The sequence below is a fragment of the Flectobacillus roseus genome (assembly GCF_030056595.1).
In the GTDB taxonomy this organism is placed as follows: domain Bacteria; phylum Bacteroidota; class Bacteroidia; order Cytophagales; family Spirosomataceae; genus Flectobacillus; species Flectobacillus roseus.
Genome location: NZ_JASHIF010000010.1, coordinates 370,974 through 393,355, shown reverse-complemented (window position 1 = coordinate 393,355; position 22,382 = coordinate 370,974). Strand labels below are relative to the sequence as shown.

Genomic DNA, 22,382 nt, shown 5'->3' with positions numbered 1-22,382 from the left:
TACGTGTTACGCACCCGTGCGCCACTGTGTATTGCTACACCGTTCGACTTGCATGTATTAGGCCTGCCGCTAGCGTTCATCCTGAGCCAGGATCAAACTCTCCATTGTAAATATTTTAATGAAATGTTGTTCTGTCTTATTCTAAAGAATTATAACATCACAACCTATCTTAGAATGTAGTATCTTCTTTTATCTTTTCTTACCAGCTTTTCAAAGAACTCTTTTCTCTAAAATAATTAACCAACTTATCGTCAGTACATTATCTCAAAAATTGTCGTCAAATCTCTTTCGATTTAACCGCTTCCCGTTGTTTGGGAGTGCAAAATTAGTTGCTTTATTTTTAACTTCCAAATGTTTTTGAAAATATTTTTAAAATTTATTTTCGCAACTCACATCCTTTCTTTTTCGCTACAACCTCTTTCCCGTCGTTTGGGAGTGCAAAATTCCTACTTTATTCTCTACCATCCAAATCTTTTTTGAACTATTTTTGAAAGTTTTTTGTAAGTCGCTGATAACAAAAGTTTTAATTGTTAATTTTTTAATACAAATTTCAAGGTAAAGTAACATAGCAGCCCCGTCGGGCTGCTATGTAGGGAAATTTTAACTTGATATAATACAATTTATATTCAAAATCTTTTTCTCTTTTATTCAAACTTTTTGATAATTTTCTCCACTGCATCCAAATATCCTCCTCCAAATAGATTAACATGAACCATTAGAGGATACAAATTATAGATAGGAATACGATCACCAAACCCATTTTCGATAGGATATACCTCATGATAGGCTTCATAAAAGTTGGTATCGAAACCGCCGAACATCGTTGTGAAAGCTAATTCAGCTTCACGAAGGCCATAGTAACAGGCTGGATCCACTAAGGCTACTTGCCCATTGGCATCAGTCATTACATTTCCAGACCATAAGTCGCCATGAATTAATGAAGGCTTCTCATTAGGAATAAGTGAAGGCAGTTTCTGAACAAAGCCCATTAGGCGTTCATACAATTCAGTAGTGATTCTTCTTTCATATAGCGCTAGTCCTGCTTGAACACGCAACCTTTTTTCTATAAAAAACTCTACCCCATTATTCATCCACTCGTTACTTTGTGGAAGGGCTCCTATATAATTGTTATAGTCGAGTCCATAATTGGGAGCAGTGTTTAAATGCAGCTTTGCTAATTTGCGTCCGAAGTCCTGCCAAAAGTCATTTTGACGATGGGCTGTTGAAAGGAATTCTAACATAAGATAGTCTTTGTCCACAATTTTGCCAAAGTTGACAACTTTGGGAATTGATAACGCCCCAGTACTTCCTAATAACTCCAAGCTACGAGCTTCGGTCTCGAACATACCATTGTGATCTCCCTGATTCCATTTAATAAAGAAATCGCCTTCTTTGACTTTTACACGAACCGCCAAATTAAAATTTCCACCATAAAAGAATTGGAAATCCAAAATCTCAGGGTTGTAGCCTAAGTTTTCGAAAAGTATAGATTCAATAAATTGGTATTGTTCCTGCGTTTGAAATGTCATGTGCGTAAATATCCTTATCTTTTTTGCTTTATCTCTAATGTCTTAACTTTCGTTAATGCCAAATTTACAATAAAAGACCTAAATTGCAGATAAAAGAATTATTGATTTAGCATAAGCTCAATCGTCTATTTAAACTCATTGTTATTTATGAAATACAAAAAACACGTGTTTGTTTGTACAAACGTAAAGCCTGCTCCTAAAAAATGTTGTGGAGAAGAAAGAGGCATGGCATTGGTAAACGCTCTTAAAGATGAGCTAAAAGAAAAAGGTCTTAATCTTGAAATCCGTGCGCAGAAAGCGGGTTGCTTAGATGTATGTGCATTTGGCCCTTCGATGGTGGTATATCCTGAAGGTGTATTTTATGGTAATGTAGAATTATCTGACATTCCTGAAATAGTAGAAAGCCATCTAGTAAACGATAAAGTAGTAGAGCGCTTGGTGATTGCATAGTATAGATGCAATGTCGACAGCTATAAAGTGATTTAAGAAAGTTTTCTTGAATCACTTTATACTTTTCATCAATTTTATTGAATATCTAAGTTTTCCATTTCTAAAGTCTTTTGACGCTTTTATTATGATTCGCGTTTATCCGACCCTTTTAAATACATTTTCTTTGTTTTTACATGAAAAAACTAACTCAGAGGGAAATCTGATGGTTGACCTTCAGGAAATGTTAGATAGGATTAATCGTGTGCCTCGCCCAACAACCGAAGCGCAACAAAAAGGAATTGATTTTGAAAAGGCTATTACGACGGGCGCCAATGAAGAGATGTTTTCTGAATATGTGATAGAAAAGACAAGAGCGCTTTTACCTCCTAGATATAAAACCCAAGTTTATACTGAAACGCGCTATAAAGATTGTCTTATATATGGATATGTGGATATACTTGGTAATAATAAGGCTATAGACCTAAAAAGCACAAGAGTATACACAGGACCTAAGTTTGAGTACAATCACCAGAACTTGTATTTATTGGGTTTACAAAATTATGGTATCAAAACGTTGGATTATGTGATAACCGACTTTTCGGAAGTATATGTCGAAAGTTATCATATTGATAGCTATAATTTTTCGGAGCTATATAAAGAAATAGATGCTTTTAGTGATTTTGTGAATAGCCATCGCAAGCAAATTAGGGACAAAAAGCTTTTTGTAGCTGAAGATGATCACTCTCAATTATCGTTATTTTAATTTTTTTGTATTCAAGGGAATAAAAGCCTCCTCTTTTATAATAATCTCATCAGTTTTTATTCCCTATCATTTGTTATTTCCTTTCTAGAGTATTTTCTTCAATTCACTCAAATGTTTGATTTCATAAGTAGGGCGTTCGACATGACGTTGATCGTTGGGATTAAAGAAAACCGCATCAATTCCTACTTGCATTGCTCCCAGCACATCTGTATAGAATGTATCCCCAATCATTAAACACTCGCGAGGCTTGGCACCTACTTGCTCGAGAGCATAATGAAAAATCTCTGGATCTGGTTTTTTGTGTCCAGAATTTTGAGAAGTAATAATATGTTTGAAATAATGTTTGATTCCTCCGCTATTCATTTTCACATCTTGGATTTCGTTAAAGCCATTCGTGATAATATGTAATGGGTACTTTGGGCTGAGATAATCAAGAATCTCCTTGGTATAAGGTAAAAGGTGAGGCTTTTTAGGAGAAATATCCAAATAGGTGTCCGAAACTTGATCGCATGAATCATGATTGTTGACGCCTAGTTGAGAAAAAACCTGACGAAAACGAATATGACGAAGTTCGGCTTGTGAGATTTTACTTCTTTCGTAATCTAACCAAAGTTTGTGATTGACCTCATTAAATTTATGGTAAAACTGTTCAATCGAGGGAATACCAATTTCTTGAAGTTGAAATAACTCAAAAACTTCGCCTAATGCGATTTTTGAGTTATAATGGTGATCCCACAATGTATGATCTAAATCGAAAAAGATATGCTTGTACATGTTGTGATGGTTGGATTTGGTCTTCGGGTTTAAAGATTAAACTTTTGTTTTACCCGAATTACCTTTTCATTACATTTCTCAAAGCTAGATACCATATAATATAATAGGGAGTAAAAGCTTTGCCCTTTACTCCCTATTATAATATTGTAGAGATGGGAGTTTCAATAATAAAGTCTTTTTAAAAGCTTATCATTTTTCACTCTTTACTCCTAGCGAATATTCTTTTTACTAATAAACAAACTCACCGTAAGGAGACTGGATTGTCACTTGCTTTTGTTCAGCACCCTCTACGCGACCAATAATTTGAGCATTGATTCCAAATGATTTCGAAATGTCAATGATTGTTTGGGCATATTGAGGTTGTACATATACTTCAAGACGGTGTCCCATGTTGAAAACTTTGTACATTTCTTTATAATCGGTGCCACTTTCTTGCTGAATCAGTTTGAACAATGGAGGTAATTCAAAAAGGTTATCTTTGATAATATGAAGGTTATCGATAAAGTGTAACACTTTTGTTTGGGCTCCACCCGAGCAGTGTACCATCCCATGAATGGCAGAGCGAAGCTCTTTCAACATTGCTTTTACTACAGGTGCGTAAGTACGAGTTGGAGATAAAATCAATTGTCCTACGTTGAGTGGTGTACCTTCAACAGCCTCTGTCAATGATTTTGAACCGCTGTAAACTAAAGATTCAGGAACAGCTGGGTCAAAACTTTCAGTATATTTATCGGCCAAATAATGTCCTAATACATCATGACGTGCAGATGTAAGACCATTACTTCCCATACCGCCATTATAGCTATTTTCGTAAGTAGCTTGACCAAAAGATTCAAGACCTACGATAACATCTCCTGCTTGAATTGTATGATTTGAGATAACATCATCACGTTTCATACGAGCCACTACCGTAGAGTCAACGATAATGGTACGAACCAAATCACCTACATCGGCAGTTTCGCCACCTGTACTCCAGATACCGATACCATTGTCACGAAGCATTTGGAGAACCTCCTCTGTTCCGTTAATGATTTCAGCGATTACTTCACCTGGAATAAGGTTTTTGTTACGACCAATTGTACTAGACAACAACATATTGTCTATTGCTCCCACACAAATTAGGTCATCGGTATTCATTACCACAGCGTCTTGGGCAATACCTCTCCAAACAGAAATATCACCTGTTTCTTTCCAATACAAGTAAGCCAACGATGATTTTGTACCTGCTCCATCAGCGTGCATAATATTGCAGTAAGCCTCATCGCCTCCCAACATATCAGGCGAAATTTTACAGAAAGCTTTTGGAAAAAGTCCCTTGTCTAATTTTTCGATTGCTTTGTGTACGTCTTCTTTTGAGGCAGAAACACCTCTTTGTGCGTAGCGTTCTTGGTTCACAGTAGTAATGAGTTAAACTAATTGGTATTGAGTCAACAGTGCTCAATGTCTAATTTTTTGCAAAAGTACGAATTTATGGTCAAAAGACTTGAACAACACCACTATAAAGCACAAAAAAGCGCTTGGTGTTGTTACCAAAGCGCTTTTAAAGTGATTAGGGATTAGGAGTTTCTTTGCTTTTGGCAGTCGTTCAATTCATCTGCTGTATCGGCGAGTTGTTTTTTTAAGGAGGCGTTTTGGGCATTTACTACCCATCTACCCAATAAAAACCCAACAAATGCTATTGCTAATAAAAGGATGAGCATTTCGGAAATAGCTACACCTTTTGAGAGAGGATTTAATGCTAATAGTACCATATTTATTCTTTTCCTTTATTTAAAATATCTTGCCATTCTTTTAGTTCCTGCCATTTGCCTGCCGAAGCCAATTCGGCTTGACGAGGCCAAGTGCTGGGGTCGTGCATTTGAAAACGAGGACCTGCTTCTTGTAATATTTGTTTTAATAAATACGTAGATGCATGGCTCAATTGGATGAAAGTTAAAATACCATTTTGATTCAACAGCTCTTCAATCTTTGGTCCAATGCCTTCGATTTTCTTTAAATCGTCGGGTTTTTCAACCATTGTATGATAAGTATGAGCAATAGTAGGTATTGAGATGGTAGAAGTATTTATAGGGGTAGATTTTACTAGACTTGCTTTACAAGATTCTAATTGTGATTGAAGACTACTTAATTGATTTTGGAGAAAAGTTTTAGATTCTCCACTTCGATAACCGATGATATATCCTAATACGCCAGCGCCAACAAACATTATTACATGTTGCCACCAAGCATTTTCGTGTAAAAGAGGATTTAGCTCAAACATATTAATAATGATTTAGGGTTAAAATGATAAAACTACTCGGCGATTTTCTTGACGACCTTCTTCCGTTTCGTTATTGCCTTGAGGATTTGCTTTGCCTTGAGAGACGATTTTAAACTGCTCTGGAGAAAGTCCTCTTCGAACAAAAAAGTCTTGTACATTTTGTGCTCGTCGCGCCGAGAGTTTTAAGTTTAGTTCGTCGGAGCCTTTATTGTCGGTATATCCTGTTAGCGTAACTTGTTGACTTGGGTGAGCTTTGAGGAATGCTAGCACTTCTTCAATTTTCTTATCTATTTCTTCAGAATGGCTAAAATCTGTTTTAGCGTAAGGGAAATATAAAGTGAGATCAGGAGAAGATTCAAGGTTGGAAGAAGTTGTACTTTGAGATGCTACTCGCTTAAATATCACATCTATCCCACCAATAAGCGTATCTGCCTGAAAATACAGTGAATCGCTCAAGAGACCATCTGTAACAATGGATTGTGGATTGCCTTTTTCTCCTAAGATAATACCCTTTAATGCCTCCGCTCTGGCAATGCCCAGATTCGCAAAAGATGTATTATTCTTTTCATCAGAAGCATATCTTCCAATCAAAAGCATTTGAAGCGATGGATTTTTGGCAAGATAATCTTTGAGTTGCGCTAGCTGAGGTAGCACCTCCGACACATTGGGTGTCTCGCCAGACTGAGGAAATTTGATATTGCCTGAAGCTTTGAGTGAAAGACCATCAGAATTATGAATATCAAAGGAGGGTTTAGTCAGGGTATTTGCAGATGAAGCTGATTTTACGAGAGGTTCATCACAAACTTCCTTGATTTTGCAGACATGCCAGTAAGTCGAACCAGCAATCCAAGCTGTGAGCGCAATAAGCCAAGGTAAAGTATTTTTTTGCATAGCCAAAGAATTTATTTTTTATAAGACAATGGCTAAAGCTCTAGGTCACAAAGGATTATAGGTATTTTTGTAAAATATTTGTAAGAAAAGACATTTTAGGAGAAAGAAGGAAGGTGTTTTTACAAAAAAACGATGCCAAGAAAATCTCAGCATCGTTCGATATATCCATACTATTAAGCTTTCTTCAATTCAAAAACGGTAATTTCTGGTGGCATTCCTACACGCCCAGGATATCCCAAATATCCATAACCTCGGTTTACATAAAGCTTCTGGTTATCTTGTTCATACAAACCTGCCCATTGTTTGTACACATATTGCGCTGGCGACCAAGTGGTATCTCCTACCGTAATACCAAACTGGGTACCGTGTGTGTGTCCCGAAAACATCACATCAATATCTTTGTATTTAGTATTTACTTCTTTGTCCCAGTGCGTTGGATCGTGCGATAGTAAAAGTTTTACAGCCGCTTCGTCAGTACCTTTTACAGCCTTGGCTAAGTCACCATACGAATGAAAACGACTTTGACCACTGATATTTTGTACCCCAATAATCGCTAGCTTTTCGCCATTTTGCTCAATAAAGCGATTTTCATCATTGAGGATATCCCATCCCATTACTTTATGCGCATGAATCAAATTATTCAAGTTCTTTTGTTTGGCAGCTGGCGATGCCCATTGCACATAGTCACCGTAGTCGTGGTTTCCTAATGTTGAAAATACACCTAGTGGGGCTTTTACTTTCCCAAACAAATCAATGTATTCTTGTACTTCCACAGCTTGATTATTCACCAAGTCTCCTGTAAAGAATACCATATCTGGCTTGGCGTTGAGAATCATTTCAATACCTCCTTTTACGGCTACTTTATTGAAAAAGCTTCCTGAGTGAATATCTGAAATTTGAGCAATCGTCAATCCTTCAAATTCTTTTGGCAAATTGGGCAAAGCCAACTTTACCTTACGAATACGGTAATCGTGCGCTCCCGACAATATCCCCCAAGTCATAGCAACAGCAGGTACTGTACCTGCAATAACAGCCGTTTTCATCAAAAACTCCGAACGTGTAATGGGTTCTCCTTGTGGAGTACTAGCAGTTTCTACTGGCGCTGAATTGGTTAAAAGCTGAACTTTTTGTACAATCCAACGGATCAATCTTCCTAAGTCATCAATTAATAAAAATAGTACGACAAAGATTTTTGAAAGGTAATTCATAAAAATACCTACCATAATCCACGTTCTAATTGTCTTTCCGAGCAAATCGGGATTTGTGAAGTTATATAACCAAAGACCTACAAGAGAGAGGGTTGTTAAACCCCAAAAGATATATCGAGCAGACTGTTGTATCGTTTGTGAAAAATTTTGTACAGATACCTTTACGGCTTGCCAAACGTAATAATCTATTACCAGAAAGATAGCAGTCACCACAGGTATTATTATCAGCTTATTCATCGGAGAGTTGGGATAGTTGAATTTTTATTTCGCTATGTGGAAAGAACAAGCGAAGCTTTCTGAAGGTTTCTTTTGGTCTTTTTTTCTGGATAAAAGGTAATTTTTCTATTTCTTCGGAAAATTCTATCTCTTTTCTAAAAATCTATTTCATATAAAAACTCATATTGTTTGTCACGCATACGATCGGGGGTGCGCTTCATTGTCCAATTTCTGAGTTTTATCAACAAAGGATTTTCGAGCTGAGCTAATTTACCCACATTCCAACTGTTATTAACCACTTTAGTAACCCTTGCTATTCTTTTTTGTTCGAAATGTTTCGTTACTTTTTCCCAATCATATTCTTCTTTTAGGATTTGTTGTAGCACCAAAGCATCCTCTATTGCCTGACAAGCACCTTGCCCCATGTTGGGTGTAGTGGCATGAGCGGCATCGCCTAGTAACAAAATTCTATCAAATGCCCACCGACGAATAGGCGCCAAATCATATAAATCATGTTGCATAAAATTGTTGATAGTTGTTGCCGACAAAATTTGAGGGATAGGGAATTGATAATTGGCAAAATGTTTTGCCAAATCGGTAGGAGTATATTGTCGATAGTGAGGGTCATTTAAAGGAGCGTTGATACACACAAAGTAATACACATGAGTATCTGAAATGGGCACAAATCCAAAACGACCTTTAGCACCCCAAGCCTCGAAAGCTTTGTTGATATCACAAGGAATATCGCTAATATCGACCAGCGCACGCCAGCAGGTATATCCCGAATATCGCAAGCTACTGTTGGGAAGTAACTTTTTGCGCACCACCGAATGAATTCCATCACCTGCTATCATCACATCAGCTTGATCTTGTGTAGCATCTTCGAAGGTGACAGATACTGATTGAGCATTTTGGGAAAAATCTTTGAGCTTTTTGCCAAGTTGAATTGTTCCTTGTTGTAGTTCAGAAGCTAAAATATGGTGTAAATCATAGCGAGCAATCGTGAAGTTTCCGATACCATATTTTTCAAAAAAACGATTAGCATATACTTCCGAAAGAACATTGCCTTGGTCGTCGACTACCTCAAAAGAACTAATAATTCGTCCTGCTCGGATAATTTTTTGTTCTATTCCTAGTTTTCGTAGAGCCGTCATAGCATTGGCGGCCAATACAATCCCTGCGCCCAAAGCTTTGATTTCGCTACTTTGTTCATAGACAATCACTTCATGACCTAACTGTTGTAAAGCTATGGCTGTAGTGAGTCCGCCGATACCTGCTCCGATAATGATTACTTTCATGATTGAAAAGGTTTTTAGAATTTAGAACAAATGTACTAAAAGTATTTATCTGTAGAACATTTGTTCTAAAAATATTATCTTTAACCAAAAATCATTTAAAATTTTACCTGAAATACATCATGGTATTATCAACAAAAGACAAGATTTTGGCAAAAGCTCTTACTCTTTTCAATGAACAAGGTTCCGACTTTGTGACTGTTCGACATATTGCAAGTGAGATGGGAATAAGTCATGGGAATTTATGCTATCATTTTGCGAATACCGATGTGATTATTGAAGCACTGTATCAACAGCTTGTGGATAAACTCAATGAACTGACGATACAAATGACTGGTTTATCCGAAAATCAACTGACAATTCTGTATCAGTTAAGCTATCGTAGTTTTGAGATTTTGTATCAATACAGATTCTTGATGTTAGATTTTGTCAGAATCATGCGTCGAATTCCAGCCATCAAGCTACATTTCAAGGCCTTGATGCAAATTCGACAAGAACAATTCAAACATATCATTACTTCGATGCAAGCGAATGGCTTCATTGATATTCCCGAAAAGAATATTACACCTTTAATCGAGCAGGCTCTACTATTCGGAGATTTCTGGATTTCACGGGCGGAGATTCTATTTGATGGAAATGAACAAGAAAAAATAGCCTATTATCACAAAACCTTTTACGCCCTATTTGAACCCTATTTGTGTGGTAATGCGGATTGGTGATTTCTGGTTTCGGAAATAGTTGTTTCATCACAAATTCAAGTCTTTGTTTTGGACTTATGTTTCATAAAGCTGGTATCTCAAACCTCCACAGCCATTTACTATATTTTTTGCATTTTTGTTGTGAATACTTCAAAGATTTAGGAACTTCTTGCGTTAATTCAAAAGTTTGACATTTTTGCTCACAACTGCCTGATTTTAACCTTGTATAAACCCGCAAGTAACCCTAAATTTCTCGATTGTTTCAATCGTCTATTTTAACAATGAAAGCATTTCGTCCTTCCAATCTATTAGTTCAATTGTCTTTCTTTTTCTTGCTAATACTTAGTTCTTGTTCTCATTTTGGTGATGTAACAATTAGTGGTACTAACTTTGAAGAAGAAATTAACCAAACTCAAAATCTAGTTTTCACCTTCAACAAAGACCTTGTCCCCGTTTCAGAGCTGAATACTTGGTATTCTACCGACTACATTGAGTTTTCTCCTAAAGTCGAAGGACGATTTAAATGGACAGCCCCCAACGAATTGGTTTTCTCCCCTGCCGTAGGTTTTGATCCAGCTACAGAGTATACCGCCGAGGTAAATAAGCTTGTCTTGCACAAAGCTTCCGAAAAATATGACCTTGATACCGAAACCCTCAAGTTTCATACACCTTATTTAGCACTCGAAAAAACGGAAAGTTACTGGTCAAAGTCAAACAACTCGTCTCAGGGAACGGCTATATTAAAATTACATTTCAACTATGCTGTTAATCCACAGGAAGTTGCTAAATTATTGAAAATAACAGGCGAAAAAGAACAAGAAGTAAAAACTCAGATTGTACAAACCGATGCCTCCTCGCTGGTTCTTGTACGCATACAAGATGACATTGCATCGCAGGGCGGTTCGCTCAAGGTAAGTATTGAAAAAGGTCTTTCATTACCTTCTTCTCGCTATGCCACCTCAGAGGCACTAGAATCCGATATTCAACTGTCAGACCCTAGTAGTTTGGAGGTTCAGGAGGTTGAAAATGGATTTAGTAACAATAAAGGCTATATCAAAGTCTTATTCAACCAAGCTATTTCGCCAGAAAGTATTGCTAATGCCTATCAAGTATCTATCAATGGCTCTGCTTCACAAAATGAAGAAACTGAAGAATCCGTAATAGAATATGACTCTTTGGGGAATCCGATTCAAAAAGTAAAAGAAGCTCCGAAAAAAGCCGATAATCCTAAAGTAGATACCAAATATGAGGTAATCGAAAATGGCTTTGTTATTTCTGGCGATTTTAACGAATCTGACACCTACTTACTTGAACTCAAAACACAACTCAAGAGCGTGTTGGGTATCAATTTGTCCGATAGCTATACCAAAGATGTGTATTTTGGACAAATGCCTGCTTCTCTGGCTTTTGTGAATAAAAAAGCAACTTATTTGAGTTCGAAAGGGCATAAAAACATTGCCTTGAATATTGTCAACATTCCTCGTGTAAATGTGAAAATTGCGAAGATTTATGAAAATAATATTCTGAATTTTCTACGTCAAAATCGTTATCAAGATTATGACTACGAAAATGAGAATGGAGGAAACAATAAGTCTTTTGTCTACTATGAAGACGAGTCAGGTTTGTATTCGGACATTTTGGTCAACAAAATGGTAGAAACTACCAACTTGCCCAAATCCAAAGGTGTTCACGCTCTTAATTTATCCTTGCCTGACCAGAATAATTTGAAAGGAATCTATTTGGTAAGCGTCAACTCTACAGATGAGTATTATCAAAATGCCACCAAATTGGTGAGTATTTCGGATATTGGATTAATTACCAAACAAGCCGATGATGAATTGTTTGTATTTGCCAACTCTATCAAAACAACTGAGCCTATTAGTAATGTTGAAATAGCATTGATTTCTACCAATAACCAAACAATTCAAAAACTTACTACCGATAGCAAAGGCGTTGCAGTATTTAAAGATTTCAAAAAAAGTGGGTTTAAGGTTGCGATGCTTACGGCACATACAAATGACGATTTCAACTATTTGTTTTTGGAAGATACGCAGGTCGAAACTTCTCGATTTGAGGTAGAAGGCAAACGTAGTAACGTTTCGGGCTTCGAAGCCTTTATGTATGGCGACCGAGATATTTATCGCCCCGGCGAAACCATTCAGCTCAATACGATTATTCGTACTAATCAATGGAAATCGGTTGGTAAAATCCCTGTCAAACTACGCATTCTTATGCCTAATGGTAAAGAATGGAAAAGTTTCCGCCTCGAAACCAATGACCAAGGAGCCGTTGCCTTATCAATTCCTACCGAGCGTTCTAATGTGACGGGAACTTATATATTAGAAGTCCTCAATGGTAATGATGTTATTCTAGCCTCTAGAAACGTATCAATTGAGGAGTTTATGCCCGACCGCATCAAAGTAGATGTCAATACCAACAAGCCATTCTACCGAACTGGCGAAGTTTTGCAGGTCAATGCCACAGCCACCAATTTGTTTGGCCCTCCTGCCTCCAATCGCAATTATGAAATGGAGATGAAGTTGTCGCGTAAAGTTTTTCAACCCAAAGGATTTGAAAACTTTGTTTTTGATGTGCAAGACAATACAGCATTTGAAGGTATCATGCGCCAAGGTGTTACCAATGAAAATGGTATTGCTTCCGAAAATTTCCAATTGCCCGCAACTATGGCCGATATGGGTGTCATAGAAGCAAAAACATACGTAACTGTTTTTGATGAAACAGGACGCCCAGTAAATCGCTTGAAAAAGTCGGATATTTTTACCCAAAATGTATTTTATGGCATTGGGTTAAATGATACCTATCTCAGTACCAATTCGCCTGTACAAATTCCATTGGTAGCGCTCAATAAAGATGCGCAGGGCGTGAGTACGCAGGGAAAAGTGGAGATTGTTCGTTTCGATTACCAAACCGTTATTGAAAAGAACTCAGATAATTCTCTGAAATACACTTCCAAAAAGCAGACTAAGGTTGTATATGGTCGTATGGTAGATTTTAGTCAAGGGAAAGCTTCTATCAACTTTGTGCCAACGATTTCGGGGGAATACGAAATTCGAGTACATCGTAATGGTGCTAAAACTTGGACAGCACAAACTTTCTATGCTTACAGTTGGGGTAGTACCGAAAACTCTTCGTTTGAAGTCAATACCGAAGGACAGGTTACTATGACTTTTGATAAAGAAAAATACCAAACTGGCGATAAGGTAAAAGTATTATTCAAAACACCATTTGCAGGAAAACTACTTGTGACCATCGAACGTAATAAGGTACTGGAATATCATTATTTGGATACTGACAAAAAATCAGCTGAGTTGAGTTTCAAAGTAGATGACGAACATTTACCTAATGTATACGTGTCGGCTACGCTCATTCGTCCACTCGATGATTCGAATATGCCTCTTACCGTCGCGCATGGTTATGCACCTGTCATGGTCGAAGAAGAAGATAGTCGTTTGCCTATTGAAATTTCGGCGGTAGAAAGGTCCAGGTCAAAAACTTCACAAACGATTAAGGTAAAAACCAAAGCCAATACCGCCGTTACTATTGCAGTAGTTGATGAAGGTATTTTGCAATTGAAAAATTTCAAAACACCAGACCCGCATGCTTATTTCTATCAAAAACAAGCTTTGGAGGTCAATAGCTATGATTTATATCCTTTCTTATTGCCAGAAATAGCCATTCGTCAATCGTCGAGTATGGGAGGTGATGGTTATGATTTGGAAAAACGTGTTAACCCGCTGACAAATGGACGTGTCAATTTAGTAGCCATTTGGTCAGGCGAAATCACGACGAATTCAAGCGGTGAAGCTAGTATCAAAGTTGATATCCCACAATTTTCGGGAGATTTACGAATTATGGCGATTGGTTATAAAGACGAAGCCTTTGGTTCTGCAACCAAAAACATGAAAGTGGCCGACCCATTGGTTATCAGTACAGCGCTTCCAAGATTTGCTAGTCCAAACGATGAAATTCAAGTTCCTGTAAATATTACCAATACCACCAAACAAAATGCCGTGGTATTAGCCAATATTGCCACTTCTGGAGGATTAGCCATTACGACCACACGTCAACAAAAGGTTGTGGTTCCTGCCGAAAAAGAAGCGAGAGTATATTTTAGTGTAAAAGCCGCACCAGTGATTGGCTTGGGCAAAGTAGTCATTAGTGTCAATGGCTTGAAAGAGAAATTTACCGAAAGTACCGAACTCAGTATTCGTCCGAGTACTTCATTATTAAAAACTAGCTCTTCGGGTATTATAGCTGCAAATCAGAGTAAATCGATTGCTTCTGGAACGGAAAACTTTATCCCAAGTTCAGTGTCTTCTCAACTGATTTTGAGTAAATCCCCGATGGTGCAGTTTATCGATAAATTTGAGCATTTGCTGGGATATCCTTATGGTTGTATTGAACAGGTAACGTCCAAAGCATTCCCTCAACTGTATTTCAAAGATTTTGTAGGATTGATTCAAAAAGGGAAAAAACCTCAAATGAAATCAGGAGAAAATGAGCTAAATCCTAATACCAACATTATGGCGGCTATTCACAAAATCGAGACGCAGCAATTGCCTAATGGAGGTTTGGCTTATTGGACAGGTTCAGACAAAGAATCGTGGTGGGGTTCGGTATATGCTTGTCATTTCTTGATAGAAGCTCAAAAAGCTGATTACGAAATTAATATCAATACTCTTGGCAGATTGTTGGAATACATTAACAACCGAGCGAATAAAAAAGAGACTGAATCGGCATCGTTGTATGACCCAGCTACAGGTTCAAGTACTCAAAGCACCATTGCGAGTCGTGAAAATATCTATGGTTTGTATGTATTGGCGCTGTCGGGTAAACCCAACCGAGCAGTGATGAATTATTATAAAGCCAACCAACAGCTTTTAAGTTTGGATGAGCGCTATTTGTTAGCTGGAGCTTTTGCTCAAATCGGTGATCCTAAAAGTCAGGCTAGTATCATGCCTAATCAATTTGTGATGAACAATGATTCGCGCCAAAGTGGTGGGAACTTCAACTCGCCAATTCGTGAGCTGGCACTAACCTTAAATACCTTAGTAGATGTAGACCCTCAAAACTTGCAAATTCCAGTTTTAGCTAGATTATTATCACAGAATATTGCAACCCAAAAATGGCTTTCAACCCAAGAAGAAGCCTTTAGTTTCTTGGCATTGGGTAAAATTGCTCGTAAAGCAGTGGCTAATCAAATTACGGCTTCTGTTCGTACAGGAAAACAAGTCGGTAATTTTAGCGGTGCCGATTTATTGATGAAAAACTTAGCGCCAACCACCAGTGTAAGTACTAAAGGCAAGGGCGCTTTGTATTATTTCTTATCTAGCGAGGGATTATCGGCCAATAGCCAGTTTGTTCAGGAAGATAATTTCTTACAAGTACGAAGAACCTATTACACTCGTTCGGGACAAGTGATCGGTCAGAATCGATTTAAACAAAATCAATTGATTGTGGTAAAAGTTACGTTGTCGAGTCAAGTACCTACCGACAATATTGTTATTACAGATATGCTTCCAGCAGGTTTTGAAATAGAAAATCCACGCCTCAACGCCGACCGTGAACTTACGTGGCTGAAAGACCAAGCCTCACCTGAGCATTTTGATATTCGTGACGATCGTATCAATTTCTTTACAAGCACAAACGGCACAAACAAGAGTTTTTACTATTTGGTAAGAGCGGTTTCTAAAGGGAAATTTACTCAAGGACCAGTAAGTGCAGATGCCATGTACAACGCCGAACTGCGCAGCTATCATGGTGCAGGAAGTGTAACAGTAGAATAGTTTTTGAATGCTGAATGGTGAATGGTGAATGCTTTTTTAGTTATCATTACATCATAAATTTTAATATGAAAAATGCGGTCGAAAATTATTTTTCGACCGCATTTTTCATAAATATTCAATAAACTCCTATTGCCTTGGTAAATTTACCGCCTCCTTTATTAATACTTCTCTACGCCGCTTTTCAGATATTGAGCAAAAGCAGCAATATCAAAATTTGCCCCTTGTGGGTTTTGAAGTAACTGCTCATTGCGAGGGTCTATTAGTACATAATAAGGTTGAGAGTTGGCTTTGAAACGAGTCGTTTGCAGAACACTCCATTTTTTCCCTAATGTTTTAATCTGTTTTCCCTCTATCTCTTTTTGCTCTTCCGCAGGTAGTTCTGTACGGTCATCCACATAAAGTTGAATCAACACATAATCATTTTTGATTTGATTCAACACAGACGGGTCAGGCCACACACTGGCTTCCATTTTACGACAATTGACACAAGCATGACCTGTAAAATCAATCAATACAGGTTTTCCCACTTTTTTGGCGTACGCCATTCCTTCATCATAATCAAAGAACGCATCTAAGCCTAATGGTGCATGAAAGATTTCTCCATATTTATGTGTATTTGTTGTGGAGACACTCGGCTGATCCATCGAGCGTGAATACAAATCAAAATCTTGTGTTTGTTGTGGTGGTAAAAAAGCTGAAATCGCTTTCAAAGGCGCACCCCAAAGTCCTGGCAACATATATAGAGCGAAACTCAAAGAGATTACAGCTAAAAAGAAACGAGGAACGCCAATTGTTTCGAGTGGTGTATCATGCGCAAAACGGATTTTACCCAATAAATAAAAGCCCAACAAAGCAAAAAGGATAATCCATAATACTAAAAATATTTCTCGATCAAACCACTCCCAGTGATAGGCTAAATCTACATTTGACAAAAATTTTAAGGATAAAGCCAGCTCCAAAAACCCTAATACTACTTTTACAGAATTTAACCATCCTCCTGATTTTGGCAAAGTCTTGAGCCAAGACGGAAACATCGCAAAAAGTGTAAAAGGCAAGGCCAACGCAATGGCAAAGCCTAACATTCCAACGGCTGGACCTAATAAAGCGCCCGTTGTTGCAGCCTGTACAAGCAATGTTCCAATGATGGGTCCCGTGCAAGAAAACGACACTAGCGATAAGGTAGACGCCATAAAGAATATACCAAGGTAACCTCCTTTATCCACTTTTTGGTCTAACTTATTCGCCCAGCTACTTGGTAAAACTAGCTCGAATGCGCCTAAAAATGATGCCGCAAAAACAACTAACATCAAGAAAAAGATAAAGTTAAAAACGCCATTCGAGGAAAGGTTATTCAAGGCATCCGCTCCAAATACAATAGTGATGATTAGACCCAAGGCTACATAGATAACCACAATCGACAATCCATATACCAAGGAATCACGAATTCCTGCCGAACGACTTTCTGCTTTTTTGGTAAAAAAGCTTACCGTCATCGGAAGCAAAGGAAATATACATGGCATAAACACTGCTGCCAAACCTCCGAGCAAACCAGCGATAAAAGTCATCCACAATGAATCAGCATTAGTTTCGGTAGGTGGTGCCGTGACTGTTGCCTCGACAGATTTTACTACTGTATCACTTTTACTTTGTGGTAAGGTATCCTCTTTGACAACTTTTTTTGAGGTAGTATCTTCTACCTGTAATGAGGTAGGTGGTGTTACTTCCTCTATTTCCTCCTCCACTCCTATCGCTTTAACAGGAATTTTAAAATCTACCTCCTCTGGCGGCAAACATCTTTCATCATCACAAACCATATATTCCAACGAACCCTTGATGACAGATTTAGACTTTTTGAGTTTGAATTTCTGGGCAAAAACCGCCTGATTTTCAAACCAGCTAATATTCATATTGAAAGTTTTTTCAAAACCTTCCATCAACTTGGTACGTTCTTCTACCTTTCCAATAGGTTCGTACTCTTTGGATGACTTAAAAGAAAAGGTTGTAGGCAAAGGTCCGCCCGACTTTACATGTTGAGAATAGATATGCCATCCTGCATCTATTTGTGCAGTCAAAATCACTTCAACCTCTCCTTTTTCCAAAGTTTTGGTACTAAACTTCCACGAAACAGGAGTAAATATCTGTGCCTGTCCCCAAAGAGACAGGCTACAGAAAAGCACGAAAAAGAGCTTTTTCATGAAAAAGGATAATTTAAAATCTTATTTAGTATGATTTACAATCCAATCGCCGACAGTAGTAAGAACTTGAGGTGGAAATGCCTTTTTGAGCTTACTATATTCGGCAGGAGTACATTCTTGACAAGTTAAAAATAGATGATTGACATCGGGAACCACAACAGTAGTAACATCCTTATTGCCCCCTTCTTTGGCCAACTTTTCGATGTTTGATAGGTTATCTTGACAAGTAACAAACAAATCTTTATCGCCATTCAAAGCTAAAATGGGAGCTTTGACTTTAGGAATAAATTTCGCAGGGTCAAATGTTATATGATATCGATACCAAGCGCCAGTGGCTTGCATGGTATATGAGTAAATGGGGAAACGAAAATGGTCAAATTTAATATCTAAAGATTTCACATATTCATCATCTTTCTTTTTCCATGTATCATACGTTTCTTGCATTGCCTTTGCCAAGCCTAGCGAATCTTTCTCCACATTGTCATACACCGTCTGGAACATTAATTCATTGATTTCGTTATAGCGCTTTTTGTCATGGTCAGGAATTTTGGCAGTAGCTACCAAGGCGGCGTTTTGCTTTCGCAATGCGTCTATTCCTTTGGTAGCTAAACCTGCCATACTAACTAAAAACGCAATATCCTTATGTCTTGAGCCTACAATAAAACTCACCGCTCCCCCTTCACTATGACCCAATAAACCAATCTTTTGTGTATCTATTTGAGGTTGTTTTTTCAAAAAATCAAGACCTGCTTCCACATCTTGGGCAAAATCTTCGGTTGTTGCTTGTTGATAAATTCCTGTTGTTTTGCCTACGCCTCGGTCGTCTATGCGTAAAACTGCAATACCTCGACTGTTGAGATAGCTAGCCAATTCAGCAAAAAACTTAAACCCAGCCATTGTACCATCACGGTCTTGTGGACCTGTACCCGAGATAAAAATCACCGCAGGAACTTTCTTTGAATTGTCAGGTAAAGAAAACGTCGCCCCGTAGGTGATTTTACCTCTTGTATAAGTCACACTATCACTTTTTACTCCTTTTGCCTGAATGCTATAATTAGCTATAAAAACTATGAGTATTCCCCAAATAACACTTCTCATTACTATTCTGCTTTTTTAGTTAATTCAATCATGGCCGAAATTTCATCTGCCAAACCTGTAGCACTTCCCTTAAATCCAACGGTGATAAAGCGTAACTTACCATTTTTATCGATAATCAGTTTTTGAGGAATACCCGAAATCGTAAATGCCTTACATATACGTTTGAACACTTCGTCATTTGCTTTTTCATTTGGTAGCTTATTATCGAAAAGAACAGTAAAAGGATAGTTATTGTCTTTGATATATTGCATGATTTCCTGCTTGTAATTAGGAGAACGCTCTTCGGTATCAACAAAGAAAAACACCACATTCGGATCATTTTTGTATTTCTCGACCGCCAGTTTCATACCCGGAAAAGACGCTTTACAAGGCACACACCATGTAGCCCAAAAATCCATTAAGATAGTTTTTCCTCTTAAATCTTTAAACTTTACAACCTTTCCGTTACCATCTTTCATGGTCCAATCTGGCATGACTTTATTAATCATAATTGATTTTAACTCATCCAATTCTTTGGTTGCTAATTCTGGATTTTTTAGTCCCGACACATAGGTATCAAAGCCATTTTCGGAACCTCTTGCACGGATATAGTCTTTTTTCAATAATTCCAACATTTCTGGTGAACTCTGATTCTCGTGCATACTTTTTACCAAAACATCTTGTAAAAGGTCATATTTCTTGAAATAGTCAAGTAACAAAGCTTGCTCGTTATTCAAAAGGGCTGACTTGAACTGGAAAAACTTTTGAGCACGGTTCGCTAAAGCCAAAGCCTCCTCAAAGTTGCCTGTATTACGTAAAATACCGATTTGCGTAAGTGCTAGATTTTGACTGTAAAGTTTCTCATATTCTGCCGTCCATTCCTCTGGAGACAAGTACCAATATTCAACTGGGCGTTGATTTTTGAATGATTCCATACGAATAAACATCGCTTTGGCAGGAGCTAATAATGAAGCATCATCAACGTCCTTTCTCTTGTGTGCAATATCTATACACTTGTAGTAAATGGTTGGAATACTTATTGCTGGCAACTCGGCACTTAGGGCTTCCAAACGAGCATAGTCTTTTTGCATCATTGCCTGAATTGCCAAGAACAAATACACATTGGTATAATTTATCATTCGTTTCTCATTGAATGTATAGTCTGCTTCACGATAAGGAAACTGCTTCAAAAATGACTTGCTCAGTTCGACTTTCTTTCCAAAATCACGTTCAAAATTAAGCTGCTGATAGGCTTTCAATCGTGCCAAATCACCCGATGGATAAGTACTTAAAATCACATTTTCTAAGGAGTCAGAAGCGATTTTATTATTTAATGGACGCTGATAAATCGACAAGAGTCTCATCATATTTGGCTCGGAAGGATTTTTCTTCAAAAAGCTCACTACACGATTAATTCTTGGGAAAGAAGACTCTCTTTGCATATTGAACAATGCTTGGCAAAAAGGTACAGAAAGTACTTCGCTAGCTTCTTTTGGATGAAAACTGATTTCTTGATTCAACCAAAAGTACACCGCAGAATCACTAATATTCTGTTTTTCCAAGTAGTTTTTTACTCCATAACCATAGTTTGATGCACGCATAAGCCCCCAGCCTGCATAACCTCCAGGTGCAAATCGACCCGAATCATCTACAAGCATTTGGGTATAACTTTGGTCATTGTTGGTATCTTCTAATGCTCCACTTGTGAACTTAATGCTTAACATACCACAAGTATTGGAAAGCTTGAAATTGGCTTTCCAAATACCTTTTTCTTCTTTAAGAGCCAAGTCATTTACCTGCCAAAGATAATTTTCGTAGGTATAAACAACAGCCTTAATATCTTTTTTTCCTGCCAATGGCGAACCTTCAGGATTATAGGTGATAATAATCTCTTGACCAGGTTTTGCACGCTGTGGCTCAAATTTTACTCTAGAATTAGGGTCTTGAGCAAACAACACTTGAGCAAATAGTAGGATAAATCCCAAAAGCATCTTTTTCATGGAGAGCAATAGTTTTTAATTTTTGTAAAAAGCAATGGTTTTTGCAGGAAAGTTGATGACGGTCTTATAAAGTTGTAGAAAAGGCGTTCCCAGCAACCCTTGGATAGGCAGTTGATGAGAAGCGTCCACATTAATTTTGTTTTCGGTCAACGCCATAAACATATCTTTAAAAAGTAAGGATTCTAATTTTGCTTCCGGTAAGTAACCAGTAATACTCTGTTGAGTGCTACCTTCTGCTCCCTCAACATTTTCGGTCGTAACATTTTGTAATAGCGGACTAATTGCCGAGCTGTAGGGCTGATATATCACATTGGCATTCGCGCCGCAATCAATACCAAGTTTGTACGTCTTGCCTTGAATGGTAAGTGGTATAATCGGAATATGTCTTTCTTGAGAAAAAGGGATACTCAACAAGGCTTTTGTGAGTTTGGGGGCTTTGTCTAAAGTCAGTAGTTGATTTTTGTAATCAAAAGTCACGACATAGTCTTTCATCCATTCATATCCCAACAAACCCAAGAAAGGGAACTCTGTCATTTCCATGGGAGACGAAACCAATGTCTTATTCGTAATCTCGATTGCTCCTATTTTCAAGTTACTTACCTCTGTCAGGCGTACATCGTTCATAGCACCATTCAGTCCAGAAAAAGAGGTAAAAGGATTTCCTTGCGTTTTGGGCGCATACATACGATTAAGTATCACTACAGGGCAACCGCTATCAAGCTGAAAATAGCCTTTTTGTCCATTGAGTTCTGCTTCTAGAAAAATCAATCCATTTCGCATTTTAAAAGGCAACACCACCTTTTCAGGAAAAATGCCAGCTAAGATTGGCATTTCTGGTTCGGGTATCCTTGCTGATTTGATAATCCCGAGTTCTCTTACTTTTTCTTTTCCTAAAACAAAATAAGGATGCCCTTCTCTGTTATCCTGATATTTTACATCAAGTTGAACTTTGGTCAATGCCCCATTCGTCTCTTGACTCACAATTTTATAACTAGCAATAGCGACGTATTTTTCTAAAATAGCTGGTAAGATAATGGCATTTTGCCCTTTGGGTAAATTGGCAATGGTACAACTATCGTCTACCATTGTGAGCAATTGAGGAATATTCTTTTGATTAATGGCCGTAATCAAGGCATCCACTCTATTGGGTATTGATTGAGCATACAAAGGGCTAAAAGCTGAAATTCCAAGGATGCCAATAAGTTTGCGTAACATAATTTTAGGGAGTCAAAGTGCCCAA

General features: G+C 37.8%; 16 protein-coding genes and 1 rRNA gene. 4 read left to right on the top strand and 13 right to left on the bottom strand.

Translation table 11 applies throughout. From position 1 onward, the window contains the following. Together QM524_RS14110 and QM524_RS14105 are read right to left on the bottom strand one after the other, a co-directional pair. Positions 1-108: ribosomal RNA gene (locus QM524_RS14110) — 16S ribosomal RNA — on the bottom strand; the annotation flags it as partial. Positions 109-644: 536 nt separating this feature from the next. After that, positions 645-1,529, bottom strand: coding sequence for a fructosamine kinase family protein (locus QM524_RS14105; RefSeq protein WP_283345077.1), 885 nt, complete (start codon positions 1,527-1,529; stop codon positions 645-647). A gap of 147 nt (positions 1,530-1,676) precedes the next feature. On the opposite strand from QM524_RS14105, the gene QM524_RS14100 reads away from it, so the two are divergent. Beyond that, entirely contained in the window at positions 1,677-1,979 is a 303-nt protein-coding gene (locus QM524_RS14100) for a (2Fe-2S) ferredoxin domain-containing protein (RefSeq protein WP_095161160.1), read from the top strand. Between the two features lie 163 nt (positions 1,980-2,142). Then, the gene (locus QM524_RS14095; protein ID WP_229362712.1) at positions 2,143-2,721 is read left to right on the top strand and encodes a hypothetical protein; all 579 of its coding nucleotides are present in this window, start codon (positions 2,143-2,145) and stop codon (positions 2,719-2,721) included. Between the two features lie 84 nt (positions 2,722-2,805). On the opposite strand, the gene QM524_RS14090 is transcribed toward QM524_RS14095, so the two are convergent. From QM524_RS14090 to QM524_RS14060, 7 genes are all read right to left on the bottom strand, one after another. Further along, positions 2,806-3,495 (bottom strand): YjjG family noncanonical pyrimidine nucleotidase, encoded by a 690-nt coding sequence (locus QM524_RS14090; RefSeq protein ID WP_166576975.1) that lies wholly within the window; start codon positions 3,493-3,495, stop codon positions 2,806-2,808. A gap of 228 nt (positions 3,496-3,723) precedes the next feature. After that, complete coding sequence (locus QM524_RS14085; RefSeq protein ID WP_166576974.1) at positions 3,724-4,890, bottom strand: AIR synthase related protein; 1,167 nt, start codon at positions 4,888-4,890, stop codon at positions 3,724-3,726. A 161-nt stretch (positions 4,891-5,051) separates the two neighbouring features. Continuing rightward, positions 5,052-5,246 (bottom strand): hypothetical protein, encoded by a 195-nt coding sequence (locus QM524_RS14080; RefSeq protein WP_283345076.1) that lies wholly within the window; start codon positions 5,244-5,246, stop codon positions 5,052-5,054. Between the two features lie 2 nt (positions 5,247-5,248). Beyond that, complete coding sequence (locus QM524_RS14075; RefSeq protein ID WP_283345075.1) at positions 5,249-5,755, bottom strand: hypothetical protein; 507 nt, start codon at positions 5,753-5,755, stop codon at positions 5,249-5,251. Positions 5,756-5,773: 18 nt separating this feature from the next. Then, positions 5,774-6,646, bottom strand: coding sequence for an OmpA family protein (locus tag QM524_RS14070; RefSeq protein WP_283345074.1), 873 nt, complete (start codon positions 6,644-6,646; stop codon positions 5,774-5,776). A 173-nt stretch (positions 6,647-6,819) separates the two neighbouring features. Continuing rightward, the gene (locus QM524_RS14065) at positions 6,820-8,091 is read right to left on the bottom strand and encodes a metallophosphoesterase (RefSeq protein WP_283345073.1); all 1,272 of its coding nucleotides are present in this window, start codon (positions 8,089-8,091) and stop codon (positions 6,820-6,822) included. A 134-nt stretch (positions 8,092-8,225) separates the two neighbouring features. Further along, on the bottom strand, positions 8,226-9,368 hold the full coding sequence (locus QM524_RS14060) for an FAD-dependent monooxygenase (protein ID WP_283345072.1): 1,143 nt from the start codon (positions 9,366-9,368) through the stop codon (positions 8,226-8,228). A 119-nt stretch (positions 9,369-9,487) separates the two neighbouring features. On the opposite strand from QM524_RS14060, the gene QM524_RS14055 reads away from it, so the two are divergent. After that, the gene (locus tag QM524_RS14055) at positions 9,488-10,084 is read left to right on the top strand and encodes a TetR/AcrR family transcriptional regulator (RefSeq protein WP_283345071.1); all 597 of its coding nucleotides are present in this window, start codon (positions 9,488-9,490) and stop codon (positions 10,082-10,084) included. Positions 10,085-10,344: 260 nt separating this feature from the next. Next, positions 10,345-15,870, top strand: a complete 5,526-nt coding sequence (locus tag QM524_RS14050) for an alpha-2-macroglobulin family protein (RefSeq protein WP_283345070.1) — start codon at positions 10,345-10,347, stop codon at positions 15,868-15,870. 158 nt (positions 15,871-16,028) lie between these two features. Here the strand turns inward: QM524_RS14050 and QM524_RS14045 are convergent, their stop codons facing one another. Genes QM524_RS14045 through QM524_RS14030 form a run of 4 tightly spaced genes read right to left on the bottom strand, consistent with a single transcriptional unit; the run spans position 16,029 to position 22,357 of the window. Then, a complete protein-coding gene (locus QM524_RS14045) occupies positions 16,029-18,065 on the bottom strand; it encodes a protein-disulfide reductase DsbD family protein (RefSeq protein ID WP_283345069.1) in 2,037 nt (678 codons plus the stop codon). Between the two features lie 21 nt (positions 18,066-18,086). Continuing rightward, positions 18,087-19,163 (bottom strand): alpha/beta hydrolase, encoded by a 1,077-nt coding sequence (locus tag QM524_RS14040; protein ID WP_283345068.1) that lies wholly within the window; start codon positions 19,161-19,163, stop codon positions 18,087-18,089. Positions 19,164-19,165: 2 nt separating this feature from the next. Then, positions 19,166-21,142 (bottom strand): TlpA family protein disulfide reductase, encoded by a 1,977-nt coding sequence (locus QM524_RS14035; protein ID WP_283345067.1) that lies wholly within the window; start codon positions 21,140-21,142, stop codon positions 19,166-19,168. Positions 21,143-21,157: 15 nt separating this feature from the next. After that, a complete protein-coding gene (locus QM524_RS14030) occupies positions 21,158-22,357 on the bottom strand; it encodes an aspartyl protease family protein (RefSeq protein WP_283345066.1) in 1,200 nt (399 codons plus the stop codon). Positions 22,358-22,382 lie beyond the last annotated feature (25 nt).

Excerpts from the sequence above, each read along its gene's own strand:
- QM524_RS14055 (WP_283345071.1), top strand. The coding sequence starts at position 9,488 with ATGGTATTATCAACAAAAGACAAGATTTTGGCAAAAGCTCTTACTCTT.
- QM524_RS14060 (WP_283345072.1), bottom strand. The coding sequence starts at position 9,368 with ATGAAAGTAATCATTATCGGAGCAGGTATCGGCGGACTCACTACAGCC.
- QM524_RS14105 (WP_283345077.1), bottom strand. The coding sequence starts at position 1,529 with ATGACATTTCAAACGCAGGAACAATACCAATTTATTGAATCTATACTT.
- QM524_RS14070 (WP_283345074.1), bottom strand. The coding sequence starts at position 6,646 with ATGCAAAAAAATACTTTACCTTGGCTTATTGCGCTCACAGCTTGGATT.
- QM524_RS14090 (WP_166576975.1), bottom strand. The coding sequence starts at position 3,495 with ATGTACAAGCATATCTTTTTCGATTTAGATCATACATTGTGGGATCAC.
- QM524_RS14100 (WP_095161160.1), top strand. The coding sequence starts at position 1,677 with ATGAAATACAAAAAACACGTGTTTGTTTGTACAAACGTAAAGCCTGCT.
- QM524_RS14035 (WP_283345067.1), bottom strand. The coding sequence starts at position 21,142 with ATGAAAAAGATGCTTTTGGGATTTATCCTACTATTTGCTCAAGTGTTG.
- QM524_RS14065 (WP_283345073.1), bottom strand. The coding sequence starts at position 8,091 with ATGAATAAGCTGATAATAATACCTGTGGTGACTGCTATCTTTCTGGTA.
- QM524_RS14040 (WP_283345068.1), bottom strand. The coding sequence starts at position 19,163 with ATGAGAAGTGTTATTTGGGGAATACTCATAGTTTTTATAGCTAATTAT.
- QM524_RS14080 (WP_283345076.1), bottom strand. The coding sequence starts at position 5,246 with ATGGTACTATTAGCATTAAATCCTCTCTCAAAAGGTGTAGCTATTTCC.
- QM524_RS14045 (WP_283345069.1), bottom strand. The coding sequence starts at position 18,065 with ATGAAAAAGCTCTTTTTCGTGCTTTTCTGTAGCCTGTCTCTTTGGGGA.
- QM524_RS14050 (WP_283345070.1), top strand. The coding sequence starts at position 10,345 with ATGAAAGCATTTCGTCCTTCCAATCTATTAGTTCAATTGTCTTTCTTT.
- QM524_RS14075 (WP_283345075.1), bottom strand. The coding sequence starts at position 5,755 with ATGTTTGAGCTAAATCCTCTTTTACACGAAAATGCTTGGTGGCAACAT.
- QM524_RS14030 (WP_283345066.1), bottom strand. The coding sequence starts at position 22,357 with ATGTTACGCAAACTTATTGGCATCCTTGGAATTTCAGCTTTTAGCCCT.